The organism is Janibacter sp. DB-40 (assembly GCF_029510815.1).
In the GTDB taxonomy this organism is placed as follows: Bacteria; Actinomycetota; Actinomycetes; order Actinomycetales; family Dermatophilaceae; genus Janibacter.
This window is the reverse complement of sequence record NZ_CP120360.1, coordinates 146,152-169,096: the sequence shown is the minus strand read 5'-3', so window position 1 is coordinate 169,096 and position 22,945 is coordinate 146,152. Positions and strand designations below refer to the sequence as shown.

The following is a 22,945-nucleotide window of genomic DNA, read 5'->3' as shown; positions in this document are numbered from 1 at the left end:
TCCAGCGGCACCTAGCTCTCGTCGGACCCCTCGACGTACGCCTCACCGTCGACGCCCCCGTCGACCGCGAACCACCGGTCCTCGTCGGGGACCGTGCCGTCCGGGTAGGTCAGCGCGAGCTCGGCCATCGTGGGCCGGGGCGGGTCGGCAACCTCGTCCGGGAGCATGCCGGTGATGGCGTCGAAGATCCGCTCCATGTCACGCCGGACCGAGCGGTACTTTAGCTCCACCGGCTCGCCGAAGGTCATCGTCACCTCGGGCGGGTCGAGCAGGTTCAGCATGCGCGGCACCCGGGAGGAGCGCGGCCAGACCTTCTCCGTCCCGGTGATGGCGAAGGGGATGACCGGCACCTTGCTCAGGTGGGCCAGCCGGGCCGCGCCCGTGAAGCCGGACATGCCCGGCTCGAAGAAGTGGATGCCGCGCGGGATGGTCCCCTCGGGCATCATCGCGAGCAGCTCCCCACCCGCGAGCGAGCGCATGGCGGAGGCGAAGGCATCCGGACTGTCCGGGTCCTCCTGCCGCCGGTCGACGCTGATCCCGCCGCCGGCGCGGAAGAAGCGACCGAGAGCGGGGGCGTCGAAGAGCTCCTTCTTGCCCAGGAAGCGTGCGGTCCGGCCGGTACGTCCCATCGCGACGACCATCGCGGCGACGTCGAAGTACGAGCGGTGGTTGCCCACGAGGATCGCCGGTCCCGTGTCGGGGACGTTCTCGGTGCCCCTGACGGTGAACCTCGCGTAGGGGAAGACCTCGGGCCGGGCGAGCATCGTGACCAGGCGCTGCAGCTCCATGCCCAGGACCGGCACCTTGAAGACGCCGGGTGAGGCGTCGAAGTGCAGCACCGGCCACTGGGCCGCGGTGGCCAGGACCTGCAGCCGCGGGTCGGGGTTGACCGCACCGGGGTTGCCGACGGCCCTCAGCAGCGGCGCGTCGTAGATCGAGTCCGAGTAGGCGAAGGACTCGTCGAGGTCGATGCCCTCCTCCGCCGCCCACTCGCGCACCGCGGCGACCTTGCCCATCGACCACACGAAGTGGCCGTCGTTGCGGCCGGTGAAGTGGCCGGTGTCGTCCACCTCGTACCGGGTGGCGATGACGTAGTCGATGCCGAGGCGCTCGGCGAAGGGCAGGATGAGGTGCTCCGGGGTCGTCGTCGCCAGCACGACCGGTCGTCCGGCTTCGTGGTGCTCGTCGATGAGCATGTGGGCGAAGGGCCCGACCATCGGCTCGAGCACGTCCGCCGCCAGCTGCGCGGCCTCGTCGAAGGCATCGGCCGGACGCCCCTTGGCCACGAGCACGGCCTGGCGGGCGAGGGCGATGGACCCGAGGGACTCCCCGAGGAGGTTGAAGTAGCCGAAGAGCAGCGCCTCCCCCGGCAGCCGCGCGGACACGACACCCGTCTCCCGCATCGCGGCCGACAGGGCCGGGCCCGAGGCCTTGGGCAGGAGGGTGCGGTCGAGATCGAAGAACGCGGCGCCGGTCATTCCGCGAGGCTACCGAGCCGTACCAGTGCGGGTGAACCCGAAAGCGCCCTAACGTGGGTCACATGAACGATGACGCCAAGCAGGTCCTGACCAGCCAGCAGGTGAACGACCAGGCCCCCGTCGGGTGGCGCGAGGTGAACGGGATGCTGTGCACGCGCCTGATCACCAAGGACTTCGACCAGTCGTTGCGGCTCGTCGACGAGATCGCCACCGCCGCCGACGAGGCCAACCACCACCCCGACATCGACCTGCGTTACGGCTGGGTCGGCCTGCGGATGGTCAGCCACGACGTGGGCGGGATCACCTCGCGCGACATCCAGCTCGCTGGCGTGATCTCCCGGCTCGCGGACGACCGCGAGGTCGAGCACGCCCCGCAGGTCCCCACCGCGATGACCGTCGGCATCAACACGGCCGACCCGGACAGGATCCGCGACTTCTGGTCGGCCCTGACCGGTCACGCACCGGCCCCCCACGACAGCACCTCCCTGCCGAGCCCGGACGGCCAGATGCCGGAGATCTGGTTCCAGGTGACCGATGACCCCGGCGAAGGGGGCCCCTTCCACCTCGACGTGTACGTGCCGCACGACACGGCGCAGGAGCGGGTCGACGCGGTGGTCGCGGCCGGTGGCCGGCTCGTCACCGACGAGTACGCCCCCGCCTGGTGGGTCCTCGCGGACGCCGACGGCAACCGGGCGTGCGTCTGCACCTGGCAGCCGCACAACTGACCCCGTGGCGAAGGGGGGGGGCACTCCCCCCCTTCGCTCGCAGGAGCCTAAGCAGTTGCGCCCGGACCTCGCAGGAGCCTAAGCAGTTGCGACCGGACGCGCAGGAGCCTAAGCAGTTGCGGGGCGTCCCCGCACCAGCGCCAGGGGCAGGGTGGCCAGCGAGAGCACCGCCGCCACGAGCAGCGCCTCCGTGAGCGACGCCCCGGCGGCGATCGCACCGACGAGGACCGAGCCGAGGCCGGTGCCGGCGTCGAAGCCGACGTTCCACACCGCGCTCGCCGTGCCGTAGTCACGCCGGGAGACGGAGGCGAAGGCGAGGAGCAGGGTGAGGTTCTGCAGCGCGCCGTAGGAGATGCCGACGCACAGGACGCCGAGCAGGAGCAGGACCGCGGCCGCTGCCCCGTCCCGGGTGAGGGACACCGCGACGAGGACGAGCCCCGTGCTCGTGACGAGCACGAGCGGCCACAGGAAGGGGCGGGTCCCGTAGATGTCGGCGAGCGCGCCCATCTTCCACCGGGTCACGGCGGCGGCGCCGGTGAGCACGAGCAGCGCCACGGTCGCGAGCCAGGCCGCACCGGCGAGGTCGCTGGAGAAGGTGATGAGCGCGCCGCCGGCGAGGGTGACGCCCAGCAGCAGGAGCATCGCGCGCACGAGCGAGCGGTAGACCTGCGCCCGCGAGTGCGTCACGGGCGAGTCGTCGGGCTCGACGACGAGGGACCGGCCGGCGAGCCACGCGGGGACGGCGCCGACGACCGGCAGCGCCCCGGCCGCGAAGACCAGCCAGAAGCCGATCTCCTGCGCCAGCCACGGGCCGATCGGCATGAAGACCACCTGCGGGGCCGCGATGGCCAGCCCGTAGACGCCCACCGCCTGACCGCGCCGGCGGGGGTCGACGAGATTCGCCACCGCGGCGCTGCCGGTGACGGTGAGGACCCCGAAGCCCAGGCCGCGCACGGCCGCGAGGAGGAGGACCCACGACAGCTCGTCGGCGACGAGGTGGAGCAGCGCGGGCAGGCCGAGCAGCAGCTGACCGGCGGCCATGACCGGGCCCCACCCCCACCGTCGCACCGCCACGGGGACGAAGGGCTGGGTGAGCACCGTGAAGAGCATGAGGACGCCGTTGACGGCCCCGACACCCGCCGAGTCCGCGCCGCCCTGGGCGGCCCAGAGCGGCGCGACCGGCATGAGGGCGGAGAAACCGCTGAAGCCGGCCACCGTGGCCACGAGCAGGACCGGCATCCCGGGCAGGCGCCAGACGGGCGTGGTCGGGACAGCGGTCATCCCCGCATTGTCGCCGACAGGGCTCCTCGTCCCGTCATCCGGCACCCCACCCGCGCCTACAGTGGGCGGGTGACCATCCGCGTGGCCCTCGAGCACCGCACGAGTTATCGCTTCAGCGAGCCCGTGCAGGTCTATCCGCACACGATCCGGCTGCGCCCGGCGCCGCACTCGCGCACGCCGATCCCGAGCTACTCCCTGCGGATCGAGCCGGAGAACCACTTCGTCAACTGGCAGCAGGACCCCTTCGGCAACTGGCTGGCGCGCGTCGTCTTCCCGGACAAGGTCGACCACCTCGAGGTCACCGTCGACCTGCTCGCGGACATGACGGTCATCAACCCCTTCGACTTCTTCGTCGAGGACTGGGCGGCCACCTTCCCCTTCGCCTACCCGGAGCAGCTGCGCGGCGACCTCGCCCCGTACCTCCACCCCGTGGGCGACGAAGGGGGTCGTGGGGACGCCGCGACATCCCCCGACGTCGTCGCCTGGCTCGAGGAGCGGCTGCCCTCGCTGCTCACCGCCCCCCGGGACGCGGCCGTGGGCACCGGCACCCCGATCGTCGGCTTCCTCGTCGGCCTCAACCGCGCCATCCGCGAGAGCGTCGACTACACGGTCCGCCTCGAGGCCGGCGTGCAGACGCCCGCCCACACCCTCGACCGCGGCATCGGCTCGTGCCGCGACAGCGCCTGGCTGCTCGTCGCGGCGCTGCGCCACCTCGGGCTGGCCGCCCGCTTCGTCTCCGGGTACCTCGTGCAGCTGAGCACCGACCAGGCCGCGGTCGACGGCCCCAGCGGGCCGGAGGAGGACTTCACCGATCTGCACGCGTGGGCCGAGGTCTACGTCCCCGGCGCGGGTTGGGTCGGCCTCGACGCGACGTCCGGGCTGCTCTGCGGCGAGGGGCACATCCCCCTCTCGTGCACCCCGCACCCCTCCTCCGCCGCCCCGATCAGCGGTGCCACCGGCCCCGTCGGCGTCGACTTCGACTTCGCCAACACCGTCACCCGCCTGGCCGAGGACCCCCGCGTCACCAAACCGGTCGACGACGGGCAGTGGTCCCGGATCACCGCCGTCGGCGAGGCGGTCGACGACCTGCTGGCGAAGGGGGACGTCCGCCTGACCATGGGCGGCGAGCCGACCTTCGTCGCGGCCGGGGGCACGACCGACCCGCAGTGGCACACCGCGGCCGACGGCGAGCAGAAGCGCGCCCTGGCCATGGCGCTCGCGCGGCGGCTGTCCGGTCCCGGCACGCTGCGTCACCACGGCCAGGGCAAGTGGTACCCGGGTGAGCCCCTGCCCCGCTGGCAGATCATGCTCGCCGACCGCACCGACGGGCAGCCGCTGTGGAGCGACCCCGACCTCCTCGACGACCCGTGGGGCGAGGAGCGCCTCGACTCCGGATCGCCGGAGGCCGTCGGCGCCGCCCGCGACCTCGCCGTCGCGATCTCCCGCCGGCTCGGGATCGACGTCGCGCACCTCGCCGCGGCCGTCGAGGACCCGCTTCAGCGGCTCGTCACGGAGGCTCGTCTGCCGGCGGGCGAGCGGCCCACCGCGGGCGACCTGACCCCGGACTCCCCGGAGCTGGCCGACGAGCGGGCCCGGGCGGCCCACGTGGCCGGGGTGGACGAGTCCGTCGACGCGGACACGCCGGCCGCGTGGGTGCTGCCGGTCTTCCCCGCCCCCGACGGCGAGGGCTGGGCGACGACGACGTGGCGGACCCGTCGCGGCTTCCTCGCCCTCGTCCCCGGCGACTCGCCGGCCGGTCTGCGCCTGCCGCTCGGCTCCATCGCGTGGGGTGAGGGGCCGACCACGCCGGAGCGGTCCCCCTTCGCCCCGCGCGGAGCGCTGCCCGCCGCCGACCCCCCTTCGCAGGAGCCTAGGCAGTTGCACGGCGACAGGGCCTTCAATTCGCAAGAGCCTAAGCAGTTGCAGGGTGAGGGGGCAGCCACCGCGCAGGAGCCTAGGCAGTTGCAGGGTGAGGGGGCGGCCACTGCGCAGGAGCCTGGGCAGTTGCGAGCTCCCGCACAGGTGATCCCGATCGAGGAGGCGCCGCGGACCGCGCTGGCCGTGGAGCACCGCGACGGTCACCTCTTCGTCTTCCTGCCCCCGCTCGAGGACCTCGAGGACGCCGTCGGGCTCATCGCGGCCGTCGAGGGCGCCGCGGCCGAGGTCGGGCAGCCGGTCGTCCTCGAGGGCTACCCCCCTCCCGGTGACGAGCGGGTGCGCACCATGTCCGTCACGCCCGACCCCGGCGTCATCGAGGTCAACGTCTCCCCCACCTCCTCGTGGGCCGAGCTGGTGGAGCAGACCGAGTCCGTGCACGAGCACGCCCGCCAGATCCACCTGGCGAGCGAGAAGTTCGAGCTCGACGGCTCGCACACCGGCACCGGCGGCGGCAACCACCTGACCCTCGGCGGCCGCACCCCCGCCGACAGCCCGCTGCTGCGCCGCCCCGACCTGCTGCGCTCGCTCGTGACCTACTGGCAGCACCACCCGGCGCTGAGCTACCTCTTCTCCGGGCGCTTCATCGGGCCGACGTCGCAGGCACCGCGCGTGGACGAGGGCCGCTCGGACACGCTCTACGAGCTCGAGATCGCCTTCGCCCAGATGGACCACGTCCTGGCGATGGAGCACGACGCGCAGGACATCACCGAGCCGCTGACCGAGGACCACCACGTCAGGCGGCACACCCGGCCGTGGCTCGTCGACCGCCTGCTGCGGCACCTGCTCACCGACGTCACCGGCAACACCCACCGCGCGGAGTTCTGCATCGACAAGCTCTTCGCCCCCGGCAGCGAGCGGGGGCGCCTCGGGCTGCTCGAGATGCGCGGCTTCGAGATGCCCCCGCACCCGCGGATGGCGTTGCTGCAGGCGCTGCTCGTGCGCTCCCTCGTCGCGAAGTTCTGGGACGAGCCCTACTCCGCCCCGCTCGTGCACTGGGGCACCCGCCTGCACGACCGGTACCTGCTGCCGGCCTTCGTCGCCGCCGACCTGCGGGACGTCCTCGACGACGTCAACCGCTACCTGGGGTCGCAGGGCGTGGGACAGCTCGACCCGGAGTGGTTCGACTCCTTCCTGGAGTTCCGCTTCCCGCGGCTCGGGGACACGGTCGTCGGCGGAGTCGAGCTGGAGCTGCGGAGCGCGATCGAGCCGTGGCACGTCCTCGGTGAGGAGGTCAGCCAGTCCGGCACCGCCCGCTACGTCGACTCCTCCGTGGAGAAGGTCCAGGTCCGCGCCGTCGGCCTCGTCGAGGGCCGGCACGTGCTCACGTGCAACGGCGTCCCCGTCCCGATGGTCCCGGTCGCCGAGCAGGGCTGGGGCGGGCCGGTCGGGGCGAAGGGGAGCACCGGCGCCTTCGTCGGCGGGGTCCGTTTCCGCGCGTGGGCGCCGCCGTCCGCGCTGCACCCGACGATCGGCGTGCACGGCCCGCTCGTCTTCGACCTCGTCGACCGGTGGTCCGGGCGCTCGCTCGGCGGCTTCACCCACCACGTGACCCACCCGGGAGGGATCTCCTACAGCACCTTCCCCGTCAACGCGGCGGCTGCCGAGTCCCGCCGTGCGGCGCGCTTCGTCGTCGGCGGGCACACCCCCGGACCGGTCGACGTCGCCGCGCTGCCGGACCCGCTCGCGAGCCTGGGCCCGGCCGTGACCGACTTCCCGGTCACCCTCGACCTGCGCCGCTTCCCCGGGACGGACCGGGCCACGGGGACCGTGGACGACGTCGCCGGGCCGCCGGCCGGTGCGGGCGGGGCCGGGATGCCTCCTGCCGCCGGTGCCGACGTCGTGGAGACGAGCGCCGAGGGCCCGGTCCCGCCCACGGCCTGACCCCTCGACCAGCGCACCGCGCCCTCAGGTGGCGCGGGCGAGAGTGAGCGAGAAGTCGCCCGCCTCGTCGGTCCACCCGGCGACCGTCGCCAACCCGTGGGCCGCCAACTCGGCGTGCAGCGCATCGAGGTGGAACTTGCGGGAGATCTCGGTCCGCAGGTGCTCCCCCTCCGCAAGCCGCCACCGCCGGCCGATACCGGTGAAGTCCGCCTCGACGTCACGAACCGCTCGCAGGCGCATCTCGATGTGCAGCGCGTCCTCGTCCCACAGCGCCACGTGCTCGAAGTCCTCCCGGTGCAGCCCGGTGACCGGGGCCTCCCGGTTGATGACGTCGATGAGGTTGAGGTTGAACTGCGCGGTGACGCCGGCGGCGTCGTCGTAGGCGGCGACCAACCGAGCCGGGTCCTTCACCAGATCCGCGCCGAGGAGGAAATGGTCCCCCGGGACGAGCGCGCCGCGCACCATCGCCAGGAAGTCCGAGCGCTCGGGATCGGTGAAGTTGCCGATGGTCCCGCCGAGGAAGAGCAGCAGACGTCTGCCCGGCTCCCCGGCGAGCGAGGGCAGGTGGTGGAAGTCGGCCACTGCCGGCGCGACGGTGAGCGTCGGGTACTCCGCTCGCAACCGGTCGGCGGCCTCCAGGAGCACCTCTCCGCTGATGTCCAGCGGTGCGTACACCGCCTGCCGGTCACCGGTGGTCAGCGCATCGAGGAGGACCCGGGTCTTCGTCGAGGAGCCGGCACCGAGCTCGTCGACGGCGCTGGCACCGGTGATCTCGATGATCTCCGCGCTGCGACGCGCCAGGATCTCGTGCTCGGCCCGGGTGGGGTAGTACTCCGGCAGGCCGGTGATCTCGTCGAAGAGGCGGCTGCCGCGCTCGTCGTAGAACCACCGCGGCGGCAGCGACGGCGGCGGCGACCACAGGCCGGCGCGCAAGTCGGCCTCGAGCTGCTCCCGGCTCACCGGGCGAGCCGCAGACCGGAGAAGACCCAGCGCGAGTCCGCCGGGAAGAAGTTGCGGTACGTGATCCGCGGGTGCTCCAGCGGCGTGATGGCGCACGCACCGCGCAGCACGTGCTGGTCGTTCATGAACTTGCCGTTGTACTCGCCAACCGCGCCGGGTGCCGTCTCGAAGCCGGGATAGGGCAGGTAGGCGCTGGCCGTCCACTCCCACACGTTGCCGAGCGTGATCTCGCGGGCAGGCGCCGGGTGGCACCGCTCGGGGTCGAGCAGCTCGCCGCGCACCTCGTCGCCGCTGGCGGCGAAGGCCTCCCACTCCTGCTCGGTGGGCAGGCGGTACCCGGCCCACCGCGCGAAGGCGTCGGCCTCGAAGTACGAGATGTGGCAGACCGGCTCGGCCGCGACGACGGGCCGGCGACCCGAGAGGGTGAACGTCGTCCACCCCTCGTCCTCGTCCCGGCGCCAGTAGCCGGGGGCGTCCCAGCCGGTCGCCTGCAGCGTCGCCCACCCGTCCGACAGCCACAGCTGGGGATCGCCGTAGCCACCGTCGGCGATGAACTCCATCCACTCGGCGTTGGTGACCTGCCTGCCGGCGACCTCCACGTCCTCCAGCCACACCCGGTGGCGGGGGCGCTCGTTGTCGAAGGCGAACCCGCGGCCGTCGTCGCCGACCTGGGTGAGCCCTCCGGGGAGGTGCGTCCAGCGAAGGGGGTCGGGTCCGGCGCCGGGGTCCAGATCGGGCGCCCGGTCGACGTAGGACGGCTGCAGGACGTTGCCGGACAGGAGGTGCTTGAGGTCCATCAGCAGCAGCTCCTGGTGCTGCTCCTCGTGGTGGCAGCCCAGCTCCACGAGGTCGAGCGCCGCGTCGTCGAGGCTACCCGCGGCGAGCCGGTCGGCGACCTGCCGCTCGACGTCCTCGCGGTAGGCGGCGACCTCGTCGATCCCGGGGCGGGTCACCTGGCCGCGGGCGGCTCGCGGGTGTCGCTCCCCGACGGCCTCGTAGTAGCTGTTGAAGAGGTACCGGAAGGCCGGGTCGCGCGGCCGGTACCCGGGGTCGCTGCCGAGGACGAACTCCTCGAAGAACCAGGTGGTGTGGGCCCGGTGCCACTTGGCCGGGCTGGCCTGCATCATCGACTGCGGCGTCTGGTCCTCGGGGCTCAGGTCCCGGGTCAGGCGATCGGTACGGCTGCGGACGTCACGGAAGCGTGCGAGCAGCCTCGTGACGTCCGGGCGGGTGGATGTCGTGGTCATCGTGTCCTCCATGCGACGAGGTCTGACGAACCCCGCCGGGCACCGAGTTGTGGAGCTTCGGACGCGATCGACGTTACCCGACCCGAGCGATCGGCGCCGGGTGTCCGGTGAGGTGCCCCCGACCGATCAGCCCCTGACGCGCCCGTCCTCCCGGATCACAGGGAGATGGTGCCGGAGTCGCCGGGCTTGGCCTTGTGGTCGCCGACGACGCCCTTGGCCATCTCCACCACCAGCGCGGCCTTCCCGGGCGACTCCCAGTAGGAGGCGGTCTCCGCGGTGACCGTGAGCACGGTGCTGTTGGGGTCCTCGGGTCCACCGGGCATGAAGGCTGCATTCGCCGGGCCCCAAAGCTGCTCGAGCAGGCTGCGGTCGTCGTTGCGTCGGGCGGTGCCGCTGAGGCTGACCCACCCGTCGTCGGAGGAGTAGGCGACGTTGACCTGCGGGGTGGCCTCGATGGCGGACATCTTGTCGGCGACGGCCTCGGTGATGAAGTGCACGACACCCGGGTCGTCGAACTCCTGCGTGGCCATCGGCATGGAGACCAGACGTCCCTGCTCGTCGACGTAGGTCAGGACCGCGATCCGCGTGTCCTTCATGATCGAGGTGACGACGTCCTTCTCGTGCGGCATGTGGCTCTCCTTCTCCGGATGGGGTGCGGCACCGGTGGGCGCCGCAGGTCGGCGCACTACCCGGTCACGGGCCGTTCACACCCGCACGACGGTGGTCGTCACCACGGTCAGGCTCGGCTGCGCGGGGGTGGAGCTGAAGCCGAAGCGCGGGTCCGGGGTCACCTCGCCCAGGCGTCCCAGGTCCCGGCCCCGCCACGTCCCGGCCGCGTGGGTGACGGCGTGCTGGTCGCGGGCGCCGTAGTACTCCCGGCGCCCGTTGCCCGCGCTGCCCCGGGTCCGCACGCCCGGGTGCACCAGGCGCGCCACCGGGTCGGCGAGGGTCGCGAAGGCCCGGCTGCGGGTGAGCGGCCCGGGCACCGCTGCGAGCAGCCACCCGGTCGCCGTCCGCGACCCGAGGTCGAGGCTGGCGCGCAGTGGCCCGGCCTCGACGAGCCAGCGGCGGGCCCCCTTCGCCCCGGTCTCGGTCAGTGCCACGTCGCACCGCACCACCTCGTCGAAGGTGTAGGTCGAGGTGACGTAGTCGGCCACCGCATCGGTGGGCGCCAGGAGCACCCTGCGGTCGTCGGCGGTCGCGACCATGACGTCGGTGAAGGACCCCAGCGGCGAGTCGGCCCAGTCGCCGACCACGAGACGGACCCCGCTGCTCGTCCCGGCCCCGAGGATCCGCCCGTCGAACCGGTCCACCGTCCGCCTGTGTGCCATCGGACCATCCAAGCAGGATGGATAGATTGCGCACAACCAAGTTGTGCGCAATCTAAATGTGTGCAACTGTCGACGCATGCAGACCGACCACCAGCTCGACCAGCAGCTCTGCTTCGCGCTGTACTCGGCGGCACGCACCGCCATGGCGGGCTACCGCGAGGAGCTCACCGCGATGGGTTTGACGTACACCCAGTACGTCGCCCTGCTCGCGCTGCTGGAGGAGGACGGGCGCACCGTCTCGCAGCTCGGCGCGGCCCTGCACCTCGACAGCGGCACCCTCTCCCCCCTGCTGGGGCGGATGGTCGACGCGGGCTTCGTCGAGCGCCGACGCGAAGGGAGCGACGGCCGGGCCGTGACCATCCACCTCACGCCGGCCGGCCGCGAGCTCGAGCCGAGGGTCTGCGCCATGCAGCAGCGCCTGTACGAGTCCCTGGACATGGACACCGACGAGCTGGCGACGCTCCGCCGGCTCGCCCGCCGCTTCAGCGAGGCGGCGACCACCCACCCCGACGAAGGAGCACCACGATGAACCCCATCTACACCGCAGAAGCCCTGGCCACCGGGGCCGGGCGCGACGGCCGCGGCCGCAGCGCCGACGGGCGGCTCGACCTCGACCTGGCCGTCCCGACGGCCATGGGCGGGTCCGGCGACGGCACCAACCCGGAGCAGCTCTTCGCCGTCGGCTACGCCGCCTGCTTCCACTCCGCCCTCCAGGCCGTCGCCCGCGAGACGAAGGCCGACCTGCGTGACTCGGCCGTCGGCTCCCGCGTGCACATCGGCTCCACCGACGCCGGGGGCTTCCGCCTCGCGGTCGAGCTCGAGGTGACCCTGCCGCACGTCGAGGACGAGGCCGCCCAGCAGCTGGCGGACCGCGCCCACGAGGTGTGCCCCTACTCCGACGCCACCCGCGGCAACATCGACGTGACCGTCACGGTCGTCCAGGACTGATGCAGATGAGCAGCACCCCCACGACCACCCGTCAGATCTCCCTGGCCTCACGGCCGCACGGCGAGCCGACGCCGGAGAACTTCCGCCTCGAGACCGTCGACCTGCCGCAGCCGGCCGACGGCGAGATCCTCGTGCGCAACACGCTCATGTCGGTCGACCCCTACATGCGCGGCCGGATGAACGACGCAAAGTCCTATGTCGCCCCCTTCCGGATCGATGCTCCGCTGGACGGCGGGGCGGTGGGCGAGGTCATCGCCTCCCGCTCCGCGGACGTCCCGGTCGGGGCTCACGTCGTGCACGGTCTCGGCTGGCGCGAGCACGTCACCCTGCCCGCTGCAGAGGCGAGGGTCATCGACACCGAGGCCGCACCGGCGTCCGCCTACCTCGGCGTCCTGGGCATGCCCGGGGTGACCGCCTACGTGGGCCTGACCGCCATCGCCGGGATGCGTGAGGGGGAGACCGTCTTCGTCTCCGGCGCCGCCGGCGCCGTCGGGCAGGTCGCAGGTCAGGTCGCCAAGGCTCTCGGCGCCGCGCGTGTGGTCGGCTCGGCCGGCTCCCCGGCGAAGATCGAGCGGCTGCTCGAGCTCGGGTACGACGCGGCGTTCAACTACAAGGAGACCTCCGTGCGCGACGGCCTGCGCGAGGTCGTCCCCGACGGCATCGACGTCTACTTCGACAACGTCGGCGGCGACCACCTCGAGGCCGCGATCGGTCACCTCAACCGCTTCGGCCGCGTGGCGATGTGCGGAGCGATCTCCCAGTACAACGCGACCGAGCCCGCTCCGGGCCCACGCAACCTCTTCCAGGCCATCGGCAAGGGACTGACCCTGCGCGGCTTCATCGTCAGTCAGTACCCGCACCTGGCCGACGAGTACCGCGCCCACGCCGCCACGTGGCTCGCCGAGGGGCGGTTGGTCGGGGACGAGACCGTCCGCGACGGTCTCGAGGGCGCGCCGCAGGCCTTCATCGACCTGCTCGCCGGGGCCAACACCGGCAAGATGCTCGTGCGGCTCTGATGAGCACCTCGCTGCTGTGGTTCCGCAGGGACCTGCGTCTGGGCGACCACCCCGCCCTGTGCGAGGCGGCCGCCCGGGGCGAGGTGCTCCCCCTCTTCGTCATCGACCCCTCGCTGTGGAAGCCATCCGGCGGACCGAAGCTCGCCTGGCTCGCCGCGACCCTGCGTCACCTCGACGAGTCGCTGGGCGGCCGACTGGTCATCCGGCTCGGCGACCCGGTCGACGTCGTGCCGCGCGTGGCCCGCGAGGTCGAGGCCGGATCCGTGCACGTCTCCCGCGAGAACGAGCCCTACGGCCTCGACCGCGACCGGCGGGTCGTCGCCGGGCTGCAGGAGATCGGGGTGGAAGGAGTTGCCACGGGGTCCCCCTTCGCGGTCGACCCCGGGACGCTCACGACGAAGGGAGGCACCCCCTTCAAGGTCTTCACCCCCTTCGCCCGGGCCTGGCTGGAGCACGGCTGGGCCGCGCCCCTGGCGGCACCCACCGACGTGCGGTGGGCCGAGGCCGCGAGCGACGGCCGCGTCGCCGCGATGATCGACAAGGCGATCCGGGAGAGCCCGATCGAGCTGCCCGACGCCGGTGAGGAGGCCGCGTTGCGGCGCTGGGCGGACTTCCGCGACGGGCCGCTGACGGACTACGACGGGGACCGGGACCGGCCGGACCGCGACGGCACCTCGCGGATGTCCGCCGATCTCCACCTCGGGGTCGTCCACCCCAGACAGCTCCTGGCCGACCTCGCCGGCCGCGGCGACGCAGGCGCCCGGGCCTACCGCACCGAGCTCGCGTGGCGGGAGTTCTACGCGGACGTGCTGCTCGCGCAGCCGGAGTCCGCCTGGCACGACCTGCGCCCGCTGGCCATCTCCTACGACGAGCCGGAGGATGCCATCGCGGCCTGGCGCGAGGGGCGCACCGGATACCCCTTCGTCGACGCCGGGATGCGTCAGCTGCTCACCGAGGGCTGGATGCACAACCGGGTGCGCATGGTCACCGCGAGCTTCCTGACCAAGGACCTGCACGTGTGGTGGCCCACCGGCGCCCGGCACTTCCTCGAGCACCTCGTCGACGGCGACCTGGCGTCGAACAACCACGGCTGGCAGTGGGTCGCCGGAACCGGCACCGACGCGGCTCCCTACTTCCGCGTCTTCAACCCCGTGACCCAGGGGCAGCGCTTCGACCCCGACGGTGACTACGTGCGCCGGTGGGTGCCCGAGCTGGCACACCTGCCGGGCAAGGCCGCGCACGAGCCGTGGAAGCACGATGACGGGTACGCCCACGACTACCCCCGGCGGATCGTCGACCACGCCGAGGAGCGGTCAGTCGCCCTCCAGCGCTACGAGGCCGGCTGACCCCGGGCCGGCCGACCGGGGGCCAGCCGGCCCGGGGTCGACCTCAGCTCGGCCGCGTCTGCGGCGCCTGCTTGGCCGTGATCGCGGGGTCGCTCGCGACGTGCTCGCCGAGGACGTCGTCGATCCTGGTCATGACCTCCGGCTCGAGCACCACGCCGGACGCAGCGACGTTCTCCTCGACCTGCTCGGGGCGCGAGGCCCCGATGATGGCGGCCGCGACGTTCTCGTTCTGCAGGACCCAAGCCACCGCGAGCTGGGCCATCGTCAGGTCGAGCTCCTCGGCGATCGGCCGCAGACCCTGCACGGCGGTCAGGAGGGCGTCGTCGTTGACCCGGCCGGCGATCGACTGGCCGGCCTCCTCGTGGGCGGCCCGGCTCCCTTCGGGCAGCGGCTGACCCGGCTGGTACTTGCCGGTGAGGATGCCCTGGGCGATCGGGGACCACACGACCTGGGAGAGGCCGAGCTCCTGGCAGGTCGGGACGACCTCGCCCTCGATGACCCGGTGGATCATGGAGTACTGCGGCTGGCTGGAGATCAGCCGGATGCCCAGCTCCTTGGCCAGCGCGTGCCCCTCGCGGATCTGCTCGGCCGTCCACTCGCTGACGCCGATGTACAGGGCCTTGCCGGAGCGGACGACGTCCGCGAAGGCCTGCATCGTCTCCTCCAGCGGCGTCTCCGTGTCGAAGCGGTGCGCCTGGTAGAGGTCGACGTACTCCGTGCGCAGCCGCACCAGCGAGGCGTCGATCGACTCGCGGATGTGCTTGGCGGACAGGCCGGAGTCGTTGGGTCCCTTCGGGCCAGTCGGCCAGTAGACCTTGGTGAGGATCTCCAGCGACTCGCGCCGCTCCCCCACGAGCGCCTCGCCGAGGACGCTCTCCGCGGCGGTGTTGGCGTAGACGTCGGCGGTGTCGAAGGTCGAGATGCCGTGGTCGAGCGCGGCGCGCACGCACGCCTTCGCCGCGTCCGCCTCCACCTGCGACCCGTGGGTGAGCCAGTTGCCGTAGGCGATCTCGGAGATCTTCAGACCGCTGTTGCCGAGGTATCGATGCTTCATGCCGCCACGCTACGCGGGCTGGAGGCCTGGGTCGAAGACGGAGCGCGGCCTCGAGGTCGCGCTCCGTCTTCGACTGCGTCTCAGGGGGTGACGTTCAGCTGGCGCACCACGCGCGCCGCGATGTCCGCGTCGCCGGTCACGGTGACCTCGGCGTCCTCGGGCGCGATCCGCCCGCCGGTGAGCAGCAGCCAGGTCTCGTCGCTCATCTCCAGCACGACCGCCTCAGCCTCGGCGCCGTCCTCGGGGGCGAAGGGGGCCGCCCGCCCGTCCTCGCCGACCCGGGCGGTGAGGACCCGGCCCTGGGGGCCGCTGACGTGGGCGACGACGGAGGTGCCGGCGGGCAGCTTGCGCAGCGCGGCCGGGAAGGCAGCGGTCATCACGCCGGCGACGTGCGCCGCGCCCGTCGTCGCCGTCGTCATCGGCCGGCCGGTGGCGCGGCGGATGTCCTGCTCGTGGACCCACAGGTCGATGGGCCGGTTGCGCAGCCAGGTGCGCATGTCCCAGCCCAGCTCGCCGGCGAGACCGAGCGCGGGGGCCTTCGGGTCGCTCAGGTCCGCGCTCGCCAGTGCCTCGCGGCGCACCGCGCTGGCCCGCTCGAGCTCGGTGAGCAGCTCCTGCGCCGAGCGGCCACGCCGGGCGGCGACCCCGGCCTCGGTGACCTCGGTCGGCATCGGCTGGTTGCGGGCCGGCTCGACCACGACCCGGCCGCCCGCCGGCTGCTCGAAGCCGGCCGCCTCGGACTCCAGGTGGGTCAGGTGGGCGAGGACGTCGCGCACGGTCCAGCCCGGGAGCGCCGGGCGGTCCCACTCCTCCTCGGACAGGTCGTGGAGGAGCGCCAGGAGATCCTGCGCGGCCTCGTCCCACACGGTCAGCGGGTCAGCGTTGGTCATGGCGACACCCTAGAGCGCCGAGGGTTTCGCAAGAGCCTAAGCAGTTGCGGCACCTGCTCGCAGGAGCCCAAGCAGTTGCGCCGCCCTGCTCGCAGGAGCCCAAGCAGTTGCGGGTGAGGGCGTGGGACCATCGGGCGGTGACCACCTACCGAGCTGACGGATCCCCCCTTCGCGTCGTCCTCATCGGTGCCGGTGACCTCGGGATCCGCGTCGGGACCGCACTCGCCGACGCCGGCCACCACGTCACCGGTGTCCGCCGCACCATCGACGCCCTCCCCGCCCAGATCACCGGTCTCTCCGCGGATCTCGCCACCGACGACCTGCCGGACCTGCCCGCCGACCTGCTTCTCGTGGCCCTCGCTCCCGACCAGCGGGACGAGACCGGGTACCGCCACACCTACGTCGAGGCGATGCGACGGGGGGTCGACGCCGTGCTGCGCGCCGGCACCCCGCGGCGAGCGGTGCTCATCTCCTCGACGAGCGTCTACGGCGACCTCGAGGGGGAGATCGACGAGGACACCGCACCCGCGCCGGCCACCGGGCGGGCGGAGGTGCTGCTCGAGGCCGAGCGGCTCTTCCACGACCGGACGAAGGGGGCGGTGCTGCGCCTCACCGGTCTGTACGGGGCGCCGGGCAACCGGCTGGTCACCCGCGTCCGGCAGGGCGAGAACCACGACCCGGGGAGGTGGACGAACCGGATGCACCGCGACGACGCGGCCGCTGCCGCCGTCCACCTGCTCACCCGGGTCGACCCGCTGCAGCCGCTCTACATCGGCACCGACGACGAGCCGGCGACCGCCGGGGCCGTGCGGGACTTCGTCGCCGACGAGCTGGGGGTGCCGCGGCCGGAGCCGACCGGGAGCACCGAGCCGAGCGGCCGCCGGATGAGCAACGCACGGTTGCGGGAAAGCGGTTTCCGGCTGCGGTACCCGACCTTCCGCGAGGGCTACCGGGCACAGGTGCAGCTCGACTCCTGAGGCCTGCTTAGGGTGAGCCCATGAACCTGCAGGAGATGCTCGACCAAGCCGCCACCGGTACCGCCCACGTCGAGGAGGGCTGGGGCCAGGGCCGGGCCACCTACGGCGGGCTCGTCGGGGGGCTGATGCACTCGGCGCTGCGGGCCCAGCTGCCCGCGGACGTGCCGCTGCGCAGCCTCACGGTCAACTTCGTCGCGCCGGTCACCCCCGGGGCGGCCGAGGTCGACGTGCAGATCCTGCGCTCGGGCAAGAGCGCGACGCAGGGCCTGGTGACGCTGCGCCAGGCGGACACGGTCGTGGCTGCGGCACTGGCCGCCTTCGGCGCGCCGCGCGAGTCGGCCCTGGCGGTGCGCTCGGCGATGGCGATGCCGCAGCTGCCCGAGCCCACGACGATCGACCCGCTGCCCTACGTCCCCGGGATGACGCCGGACTTCTTCCAGCACGTCGAGATGCGTCTGGCCGACGGCAACATCCCCTACTCCGGAGCGGAGACCTCGCACATGACGGGGTGGATGCGCTTCCGCGAGGCGCCGCCGGCCTTCGACGAGCGGCACTTCGTCAGCCTCGCCGACTCCTGGCCGCCCGCGGTCATCCAGATGCTGGCGAAGCCCGCGCCGGGCAGCAGCCTGACCTGGACGCTCGAGCTCCTCGACGACGTGACCGCCGAGCCGGACGCCCACTGGGCCTACGCCGTGCACACCGACCATGCCGAGGACGGGTACGCCCACACCGACGCCCGCATCTGGCACCCGGACGGTCGGCTCGTGGCGATCAGCCGGCAGACGGTGTCCGTCTTCGGCTGAGCCAGCACCCGACCGACGACCCTCATTCGAAGAAGGAACGCGCCCTCGAGGCCGCGTTCCTTCTTCGAATGCCAAACGCCCCGCAGGGTCCATGGCTCTGCGGGGCGTCTGCGTCAGCTGGTGAGGATCAGCGGCTGCGACCCGAGCTGCTCGAGGAGAAGGCGACGACGCTGCCGCCGCGGGAGTTGCCGCCCTGGCGCGATCCGCCGCTGCGGCCCTGACCGGCACCGCGGGACTGGCCACCGCGACCGGAGCCGCCCTGGCCGGAGCCGCGGCCCTGACCGTTGCGGTTGCGACCCGCGCCGCCGCGCTCACCGCGACCACCAGCGCCACCGCCGTTGCGGCCGCCCTGGCCACCACGGCCGGAGCCGCCACGACCGCCGCGGGAACCCCCCTTCGCCCCGCTCTGCTGCTGCGGGGTCGCGGCGACGAAGCCGCCGGGGAAGGACCGCTCACCGGGGGCGAGCTCGGCGAGGAGCGCGTCGCCGGAGGTGACCTTGGTCGTCGTCGGCTTGATGCCGGCCTTGCGGGTGAGGTCACGCACGTCGCGGACCTGCTCGTCGGTCATGAGCGTGACGACCGTGCCCTCGGCGCCGGCACGGGCGGTCCGGCCCGAGCGGTGGAGGTAGGCCTTGTGCTCGACCGGCGGGTCGGCGTGGATGACGAGGGCGACGTCGTCGACGTGGATGCCGCGGGCGGCGATGTCCGTGGCGACGAGCGTCTGGGCCGCGCCGGAGTGGAAGGCGTCCATCGAGCGGGTGCGCGCACCCTGGCTGAGGTTGCCGTGCAGCTCGACCGCGGGGACCCCGGCGGCGTTGAGCTGGCGGGCCATCCGCTTGGCGCGGTGCTTGGTGCGGGTGAAGACGACCTTGCGACCGGGGGCCGCGACGAGGTCGGTGAGGACCGGCAGGTGCTGGTTGGACTGGATGTGCAGCACGTGGTGGGTCATCTTCGCGACCGGGGACTGCGCCGAGTCGGCCTCGTGGGTGACCGGCTGGTCCAGGTAGCGCTTGACGATCTGGTTGATCGCGCCGTCGAGCGTGGCGGAGAAGAGCATCCGCTGGCTGCCGCGCGGGGTCTTGTCGAGGATGCGCTTCACGCCGGGGAGGAAGCCGAGGTCGGCCATGTGGTCGGCCTCGTCGAGGATCGTGATCTCGATGGAGTCGAGGTTCACGTGGCCCTGGTTCATCAGGTCCTCGAGGCGGCCGGGGCAGGCCACGACGACGTCGACGCCCTTGGCGATGGCGTTGACCTGGGGGTTCTGGCCGACGCCACCGAAGACGGTGCGGCTGCGCATGCCGAGGACGGCGGCGAAGGGGGCGAGGGCCTCGTCGATCTGCGTCGCCAGCTCACGGGTCGGCGCGAGGATCAGGGCGCGGGGACGCCGGCCCTGGCGGCGCTTGTCGCTGGCCGCGAGGCGGGTGAGCATCGGCAGCACGAAGGCGAGGGTCTTGCCCGAGCCGGTGCGCCCGCGGCCGAGGACGTCACGGCCGGCGAGGGAGTCCGGCAGCGTCGCGGCCTGGATGGGGGTGGGGGTGGTGATGCCGTCCTTCTCGAGGATCGAGGTGAGGGCGGTGGGCACGCCGAGGTCGGCGAACGTGGTGGTCACGAAGGGGTGCTCCTGAGGGAGTCATGATGCTTCGGTTCTGCCCGGCGCGGACCCGCTGTGTGCGGTCGCGGCGCGTTGGCATCGTTGCAAGAAGAAGAGCAGCACGCTGCAGAACTGGGCGGCTGCTGGTGTCCAGTCTACAGGTGGCGAAGGGGGACACTCACCACGGTTGTGTGTTGAAGAGGTGGCCCACGCTGCCGGGGACGCTGCAAGAGCCCTGCCGGCACCGGGAGGTACCGGTTCAACACACAACCATTCGAGGCTTCTCGACAGCAGAGCTGCGGTTAAGCTACGACCCGTCGAGGGGAGCTGACTCTCCCTTCGCCGGAGCTCAGGGTGGCCGAATGCACCGAGACGCGACGGATCAACCCGACCACACCGCCGAGCTGACCCTCTTGCGAGCCCGACTGCACGCGCCGCACCTCAGCGTCCTGGAGGCGGGGGCGATGCTCGCGGTGGTGGAGTTGCTCCGTCGACACGAGCAGGGGCGGTTCGAGATCTGCGAGAACCCGTACTGCGTCTCACTCGTCTCGCTGTGCCTCGGCTCGCGCTTCCAGGTGACGCACGACCAGGAAGACCTCGAGGCGCGCTGTGGGTGCGACTGCCACGAGCCGATCACCTGATGTGCGCACTCAGGTAGGCGGTCTCGAGGCTCGCTCGCTGCGCGAACTCGCACCTCGACCAACGTGGGGTGGATCAGATGACGCCCTGCGCCACCATCGCGTCGGCGACCTTGATGTAACCCGCGAGGTTGGCGCCCATGACGTAGTCCCCGGGCTGGTCGAACTCGGCCGCGGTCTCGACGCAGTTGCGGTGGATGTCGCGCATGATGTCCTCGAGGCGCGCCTCGGTCTCCTCGAAGCCCCAGGAGTCGCGGCTGGCGTTCTGCTGCATCTCCAGTGCGGAGGTGGCGACACCACCGGCGTTGGAAGCCTTGCCGGGCGCGTAGAGCACCTTGGCGTCGCGGAAGACCTCGACGGCACCCGGCACGCACGGCATGTTCGCGCCCTCGGCGACGAGCTGGAGCCCGTTCTCGACGAGGACCTTGGCGTGGTCCCCGGTCAGCTCGTTCTGCGTGGCGCACGGGAGGGCGACGTCGCACGGGACGTCCCAGATGGAGCCGTCGGCCACGTGGCGGACGGATCCCCCCTTCGCCTCGGCGTAGTCGGTCAGGCGGCCCCGCTGGAGCTCCTTGATCTCCTGCAGCAGCGTCAGGTCGATGCCGTCCTCGTCGACGACGTAGCCGCCCGAGTCGGAGACGGCGATGACCTTGCCGCCGAACTGGTGGATCTTCTCGACGGCGTAGATCGCGACGTTGCCGGATCCGGAGACGACGACCTTCTTGCCCTCGAGGGACTCGCCCCGCTCCTTGAGCATCTCCTGGGCGAAGAAGACCGTGCCGTATCCGGTCGCCTCGGTGCGCACCTGCGAGCCGCCCCAGGACAGGCCCTTGCCGGTGAGGACACCGGACTCGTAGTTGTTGGTGATGCGCTTGTACTGGCCGAAGAGGTAGCCCAGCTCACGACCGCCGACGCCGATGTCACCGGCCGGCACATCCGTGTACTCGCCGATGTGGCGGTAGAGCTCGGTCATGAAGGACTGGCAGAAGCGCATGATCTCGGCATCCGAGCGACCCTTGGGGTCGAAGTCGGAGCCGCCCTTGCCGCCGCCGATGGGCATGCCGGTCAGGGAGTTCTTGAAGACCTGCTCGAAGCCGAGGAACTTGATGATCGACAGGTTCACGCTCGGGTGGAAGCGCAGCCCACCCTTGTACGGGCCGAGCGCGGAGTTGAACTCGACGCGGAAGCCACGGTTGATCTGGACCTCACCGGTGTCGGTCGTCCACGGGACGCGGAAGATGATCTGACGCTCCGGCTCGCAGATGCGCTGCATGATCGACCACTGGGCGTACTCGGGGACCCGGCCGGCGATCGGCGACAGCGACGACATCACCTCGTAGACCGCCTGGTGGAATTCCTTCTCACCGGGGTTGCGGGCGATCACCTCGTCGAAATGACTCGTGAAGAGGGGGTGGAGGGCGGGAGCAGACATGCTTGATCTCCATCATCGTCGGGTCGCGTTCAGGGGCCACACGGTAGCGGCCCGGTCGCCGATCCCGTGTCCCCGTCCTTTGGCTGAGAAGACACTCGCGCCCCCCGCCACCCCGCGGAAGTGACCTCTCTCACGGATCGGGACGCGTGGCACAGTGGGCCCCATGAGTACCTCTGTCACCCGCGAGAGCAACCCGGATCGCTTCGAGATCAGCAGCGACGACACCGTCGCCGGGTTCACCCAGTTCCTCGACCGGGACGGACGCCGGATCTTCTTCCACACCGAGATCGGCGAGGAGTTCGGCGGGCAGGGCCTGGCCGGGATCGTCGTCGGCGAGGCGATCGACGCGACCCGCGAGGAGGGGCTGACCGTCGTTCCGGTGTGCCCCTACGTCAAGAAGTGGCTGACGAAGCACCCGGAGCACGAGGACATCACCGCCAAGCCCACGCCGGACGACCTCGCCGCGGTCGGTGCCTGACACCGCCCGCATGCGCGTCGCCACCTTCAACGTCAACGGCATCCGCGCGGCGCAGCGCCGTGGCTTTGAGCCGTGGCTCGCCGAGCGCGACCCCGACGTCGTCGCGCTCCAGGAGGTCCGTTGCTCACCCGACAAGCTGCCGCCGGGTGTCTTCGGCGAGTACCACCTGACCTACGAGCCCGGCCACATCGCCGGTCGCAACGGCGTCGCCGTGCTCACCCGCGAGCGCCCGGCGGCCGTGCGCACCTGGGACGGCGAGGTGCTGGTGCGCGCACCCGGCGAGGAGCACACCCACCGGGAGCCCTCCCCGCCGGGGACGATGGCGCGGGGACTGGCCCCCTTCGCCTCCGAGGGGAGGTACGTCGAGGTGGACCTGTCGGACCGCGCGGTCACCGTCGCCTCCCTCTACCTGCCGAAGGGGGGTCTGCCGGCCCATCTGCAGAAGCCGGGTGGGCGCGAGGCGCCGGACGGCGGGGCGAAGTACGAGCGCAAGATGGGCTTCCTCGCCTCCTTCGCCCGGCAGCTCGACCGCTCCCGCAAGGCGGCGCGGGCCGCGGGCCGGGACTTCCTGCTCCTCGGTGACCTCAACGTCGCCCACACCCGCCAGGACCTCACCAACTGGCGCGGGAGCGCCAAGTCCGAGGGGTTCCTGCCCGAGGAGCGCGAGTGGTTCTCCTCGATCGTCTCGCCACGCACCCTCATCGACGTCGTGCGCCACGTCCACCCGGACGCGGACGGCCCGATGTCGTGGTGGTCGTGGATGGGCGGCGCCTTCGACCGGGACACCGGCTGGCGGATCGACTACCACCTCGCGACCCCGGCGCTGGCCAAGCGGGCCGTGGCCGCCGGGACCGACCGACCGGCCAGCGCGGCCGAGCGGGTCAGCGACCACGCGGCCGTCGTCGTCGACTACGTCGACGCCTGACCGGAG

Annotated in this window: 21 protein-coding genes; 11 read left to right on the top strand and 10 right to left on the bottom strand. The window is 72.3% G+C overall.

All coding sequences use genetic code 11. From position 1 onward, the window contains the following. Positions 1-11 precede the first annotated feature (11 nt). On the bottom strand, positions 12-1,478 hold the full coding sequence (locus tag PVE36_RS00850; RefSeq protein WP_277453977.1) for an HAD-IB family hydrolase: 1,467 nt from the start codon (positions 1,476-1,478) through the stop codon (positions 12-14). A 62-nt stretch (positions 1,479-1,540) separates the two neighbouring features. Between PVE36_RS00850 and PVE36_RS00845 the strand changes: the two genes are divergently transcribed. Then, the gene (locus PVE36_RS00845; protein ID WP_277453976.1) at positions 1,541-2,203 is read left to right on the top strand and encodes a VOC family protein; all 663 of its coding nucleotides are present in this window, start codon (positions 1,541-1,543) and stop codon (positions 2,201-2,203) included. A gap of 108 nt (positions 2,204-2,311) precedes the next feature. Here the strand turns inward: PVE36_RS00845 and PVE36_RS00840 are convergent, their stop codons facing one another. Continuing rightward, positions 2,312-3,484 carry an MFS transporter gene (locus PVE36_RS00840; protein ID WP_277453974.1) on the bottom strand — a complete coding sequence of 391 codons (1,173 nt, stop codon included), beginning with the start codon at positions 3,482-3,484 and terminating at the stop codon, positions 2,312-2,314. A gap of 69 nt (positions 3,485-3,553) precedes the next feature. Here PVE36_RS00840 and PVE36_RS00835 point away from each other — a divergent pair, with 69 nt between their 5' ends. After that, positions 3,554-7,303, top strand: a complete 3,750-nt coding sequence (locus PVE36_RS00835) for a transglutaminase family protein (protein ID WP_277453973.1) — start codon at positions 3,554-3,556, stop codon at positions 7,301-7,303. Between the two features lie 24 nt (positions 7,304-7,327). Here the strand turns inward: PVE36_RS00835 and egtD are convergent, their stop codons facing one another. From egtD to PVE36_RS00815, 4 genes are all read right to left on the bottom strand, one after another. Next, a complete protein-coding gene (gene egtD / locus PVE36_RS00830) occupies positions 7,328-8,263 on the bottom strand; it encodes an L-histidine N(alpha)-methyltransferase (protein ID WP_277453971.1) in 936 nt (311 codons plus the stop codon). Next, entirely contained in the window at positions 8,260-9,510 is a 1,251-nt protein-coding gene (egtB, locus tag PVE36_RS00825; RefSeq protein ID WP_277453970.1) for an ergothioneine biosynthesis protein EgtB, read from the bottom strand. Before egtB ends, egtD begins: the two co-directional genes overlap by 4 nt. A 155-nt stretch (positions 9,511-9,665) precedes the next feature. Next, positions 9,666-10,139, bottom strand: coding sequence for a pyridoxamine 5'-phosphate oxidase family protein (locus PVE36_RS00820; RefSeq protein ID WP_277453969.1), 474 nt, complete (start codon positions 10,137-10,139; stop codon positions 9,666-9,668). Between the two features lie 75 nt (positions 10,140-10,214). Continuing rightward, a complete protein-coding gene (locus PVE36_RS00815; RefSeq protein WP_277453968.1) occupies positions 10,215-10,841 on the bottom strand; it encodes a hypothetical protein in 627 nt (208 codons plus the stop codon). A 76-nt stretch (positions 10,842-10,917) separates the two neighbouring features. On the opposite strand from PVE36_RS00815, the gene PVE36_RS00810 reads away from it, so the two are divergent. From PVE36_RS00810 to PVE36_RS00795, 4 genes are read left to right on the top strand one after another with little or no spacing between them, the layout of a single operon-like run. Beyond that, the gene (locus tag PVE36_RS00810) at positions 10,918-11,370 is read left to right on the top strand and encodes a MarR family transcriptional regulator (RefSeq protein WP_277453967.1); all 453 of its coding nucleotides are present in this window, start codon (positions 10,918-10,920) and stop codon (positions 11,368-11,370) included. After that, positions 11,367-11,789 carry an organic hydroperoxide resistance protein gene (locus tag PVE36_RS00805; protein ID WP_277453966.1) on the top strand — a complete coding sequence of 141 codons (423 nt, stop codon included), beginning with the start codon at positions 11,367-11,369 and terminating at the stop codon, positions 11,787-11,789. The genes PVE36_RS00810 and PVE36_RS00805 overlap by 4 nt, the downstream gene beginning before the upstream one ends. A gap of 5 nt (positions 11,790-11,794) precedes the next feature. After that, positions 11,795-12,805, top strand: coding sequence for an NADP-dependent oxidoreductase (locus tag PVE36_RS00800; protein WP_277453965.1), 1,011 nt, complete (start codon positions 11,795-11,797; stop codon positions 12,803-12,805). Continuing rightward, positions 12,805-14,151: a deoxyribodipyrimidine photo-lyase gene (locus tag PVE36_RS00795; RefSeq protein ID WP_277453964.1), complete on the top strand. Its 1,347-nt coding sequence runs from the start codon at positions 12,805-12,807 to the stop codon at positions 14,149-14,151. The genes PVE36_RS00800 and PVE36_RS00795 overlap by 1 nt, the downstream gene beginning before the upstream one ends. Positions 14,152-14,194: 43 nt before the next feature. Here the strand turns inward: PVE36_RS00795 and PVE36_RS00790 are convergent, their stop codons facing one another. Beyond that, positions 14,195-15,205, bottom strand: a complete 1,011-nt coding sequence (locus tag PVE36_RS00790) for an aldo/keto reductase family protein (protein WP_277453963.1) — start codon at positions 15,203-15,205, stop codon at positions 14,195-14,197. Between the two features lie 80 nt (positions 15,206-15,285). Continuing rightward, on the bottom strand, positions 15,286-16,095 hold the full coding sequence (locus PVE36_RS00785) for a maleylpyruvate isomerase family mycothiol-dependent enzyme (protein ID WP_277453962.1): 810 nt from the start codon (positions 16,093-16,095) through the stop codon (positions 15,286-15,288). A 137-nt stretch (positions 16,096-16,232) separates the two neighbouring features. Here PVE36_RS00785 and PVE36_RS00780 point away from each other — a divergent pair, with 137 nt between their 5' ends. Together PVE36_RS00780 and PVE36_RS00775 are read left to right on the top strand one after the other, a co-directional pair. Further along, a complete protein-coding gene (locus tag PVE36_RS00780; RefSeq protein ID WP_277453961.1) occupies positions 16,233-17,072 on the top strand; it encodes an SDR family NAD(P)-dependent oxidoreductase in 840 nt (279 codons plus the stop codon). A 20-nt stretch (positions 17,073-17,092) separates the two neighbouring features. Beyond that, positions 17,093-17,875, top strand: coding sequence for a thioesterase family protein (locus PVE36_RS00775; RefSeq protein ID WP_277453959.1), 783 nt, complete (start codon positions 17,093-17,095; stop codon positions 17,873-17,875). 127 nt (positions 17,876-18,002) lie between these two features. Here PVE36_RS00775 and PVE36_RS00770 read toward each other — a convergent pair whose 3' ends face one another. Next, entirely contained in the window at positions 18,003-19,484 is a 1,482-nt protein-coding gene (locus tag PVE36_RS00770; RefSeq protein WP_277453958.1) for a DEAD/DEAH box helicase, read from the bottom strand. A gap of 344 nt (positions 19,485-19,828) precedes the next feature. Between PVE36_RS00770 and PVE36_RS00765 the strand changes: the two genes are divergently transcribed. Beyond that, positions 19,829-20,107, top strand: coding sequence for a hypothetical protein (locus PVE36_RS00765; RefSeq protein ID WP_277453957.1), 279 nt, complete (start codon positions 19,829-19,831; stop codon positions 20,105-20,107). A gap of 73 nt (positions 20,108-20,180) precedes the next feature. Here PVE36_RS00765 and gdhA read toward each other — a convergent pair whose 3' ends face one another. After that, on the bottom strand, positions 20,181-21,536 hold the full coding sequence (gene gdhA / locus PVE36_RS00760) for an NADP-specific glutamate dehydrogenase (protein ID WP_277453956.1): 1,356 nt from the start codon (positions 21,534-21,536) through the stop codon (positions 20,181-20,183). A gap of 163 nt (positions 21,537-21,699) precedes the next feature. Between gdhA and PVE36_RS00755 the strand changes: the two genes are divergently transcribed. Then, the gene (locus tag PVE36_RS00755; protein ID WP_277453955.1) at positions 21,700-22,014 is read left to right on the top strand and encodes a GNAT family N-acetyltransferase; all 315 of its coding nucleotides are present in this window, start codon (positions 21,700-21,702) and stop codon (positions 22,012-22,014) included. Positions 22,015-22,024: 10 nt separating this feature from the next. Beyond that, a complete protein-coding gene (locus PVE36_RS00750) occupies positions 22,025-22,939 on the top strand; it encodes an exodeoxyribonuclease III (protein ID WP_277453954.1) in 915 nt (304 codons plus the stop codon). The last annotated feature ends 6 nt before the right edge of the window (positions 22,940-22,945 follow it).

Bases quoted from the DNA above. Each gene is read 5' to 3' on its own strand.
- PVE36_RS00850 (WP_277453977.1), bottom strand. From the start codon at position 1,478: ATGACCGGCGCCGCGTTCTTCGATCTCGACCGCACCCTCCTGCCCAAG.
- PVE36_RS00845 (WP_277453976.1), top strand. From the start codon at position 1,541: ATGAACGATGACGCCAAGCAGGTCCTGACCAGCCAGCAGGTGAACGAC.
- PVE36_RS00840 (WP_277453974.1), bottom strand. From the start codon at position 3,484: ATGACCGCTGTCCCGACCACGCCCGTCTGGCGCCTGCCCGGGATGCCG.
- egtB (WP_277453970.1), bottom strand. From the start codon at position 9,510: ATGACCACGACATCCACCCGCCCGGACGTCACGAGGCTGCTCGCACGC.
- PVE36_RS00820 (WP_277453969.1), bottom strand. From the start codon at position 10,139: ATGCCGCACGAGAAGGACGTCGTCACCTCGATCATGAAGGACACGCGG.
- PVE36_RS00815 (WP_277453968.1), bottom strand. From the start codon at position 10,841: ATGGCACACAGGCGGACGGTGGACCGGTTCGACGGGCGGATCCTCGGG.
- PVE36_RS00810 (WP_277453967.1), top strand. From the start codon at position 10,918: ATGCAGACCGACCACCAGCTCGACCAGCAGCTCTGCTTCGCGCTGTAC.
- PVE36_RS00805 (WP_277453966.1), top strand. From the start codon at position 11,367: ATGAACCCCATCTACACCGCAGAAGCCCTGGCCACCGGGGCCGGGCGC.
- PVE36_RS00800 (WP_277453965.1), top strand. From the start codon at position 11,795: ATGAGCAGCACCCCCACGACCACCCGTCAGATCTCCCTGGCCTCACGG.
- PVE36_RS00795 (WP_277453964.1), top strand. From the start codon at position 12,805: ATGAGCACCTCGCTGCTGTGGTTCCGCAGGGACCTGCGTCTGGGCGAC.
- PVE36_RS00790 (WP_277453963.1), bottom strand. From the start codon at position 15,205: ATGAAGCATCGATACCTCGGCAACAGCGGTCTGAAGATCTCCGAGATC.
- PVE36_RS00785 (WP_277453962.1), bottom strand. From the start codon at position 16,095: ATGACCAACGCTGACCCGCTGACCGTGTGGGACGAGGCCGCGCAGGAT.
- PVE36_RS00775 (WP_277453959.1), top strand. From the start codon at position 17,093: ATGAACCTGCAGGAGATGCTCGACCAAGCCGCCACCGGTACCGCCCAC.
- PVE36_RS00765 (WP_277453957.1), top strand. From the start codon at position 19,829: ATGCACCGAGACGCGACGGATCAACCCGACCACACCGCCGAGCTGACC.
- gdhA (WP_277453956.1), bottom strand. From the start codon at position 21,536: ATGTCTGCTCCCGCCCTCCACCCCCTCTTCACGAGTCATTTCGACGAG.
- PVE36_RS00755 (WP_277453955.1), top strand. From the start codon at position 21,700: ATGAGTACCTCTGTCACCCGCGAGAGCAACCCGGATCGCTTCGAGATC.
- PVE36_RS00750 (WP_277453954.1), top strand. From the start codon at position 22,025: ATGCGCGTCGCCACCTTCAACGTCAACGGCATCCGCGCGGCGCAGCGC.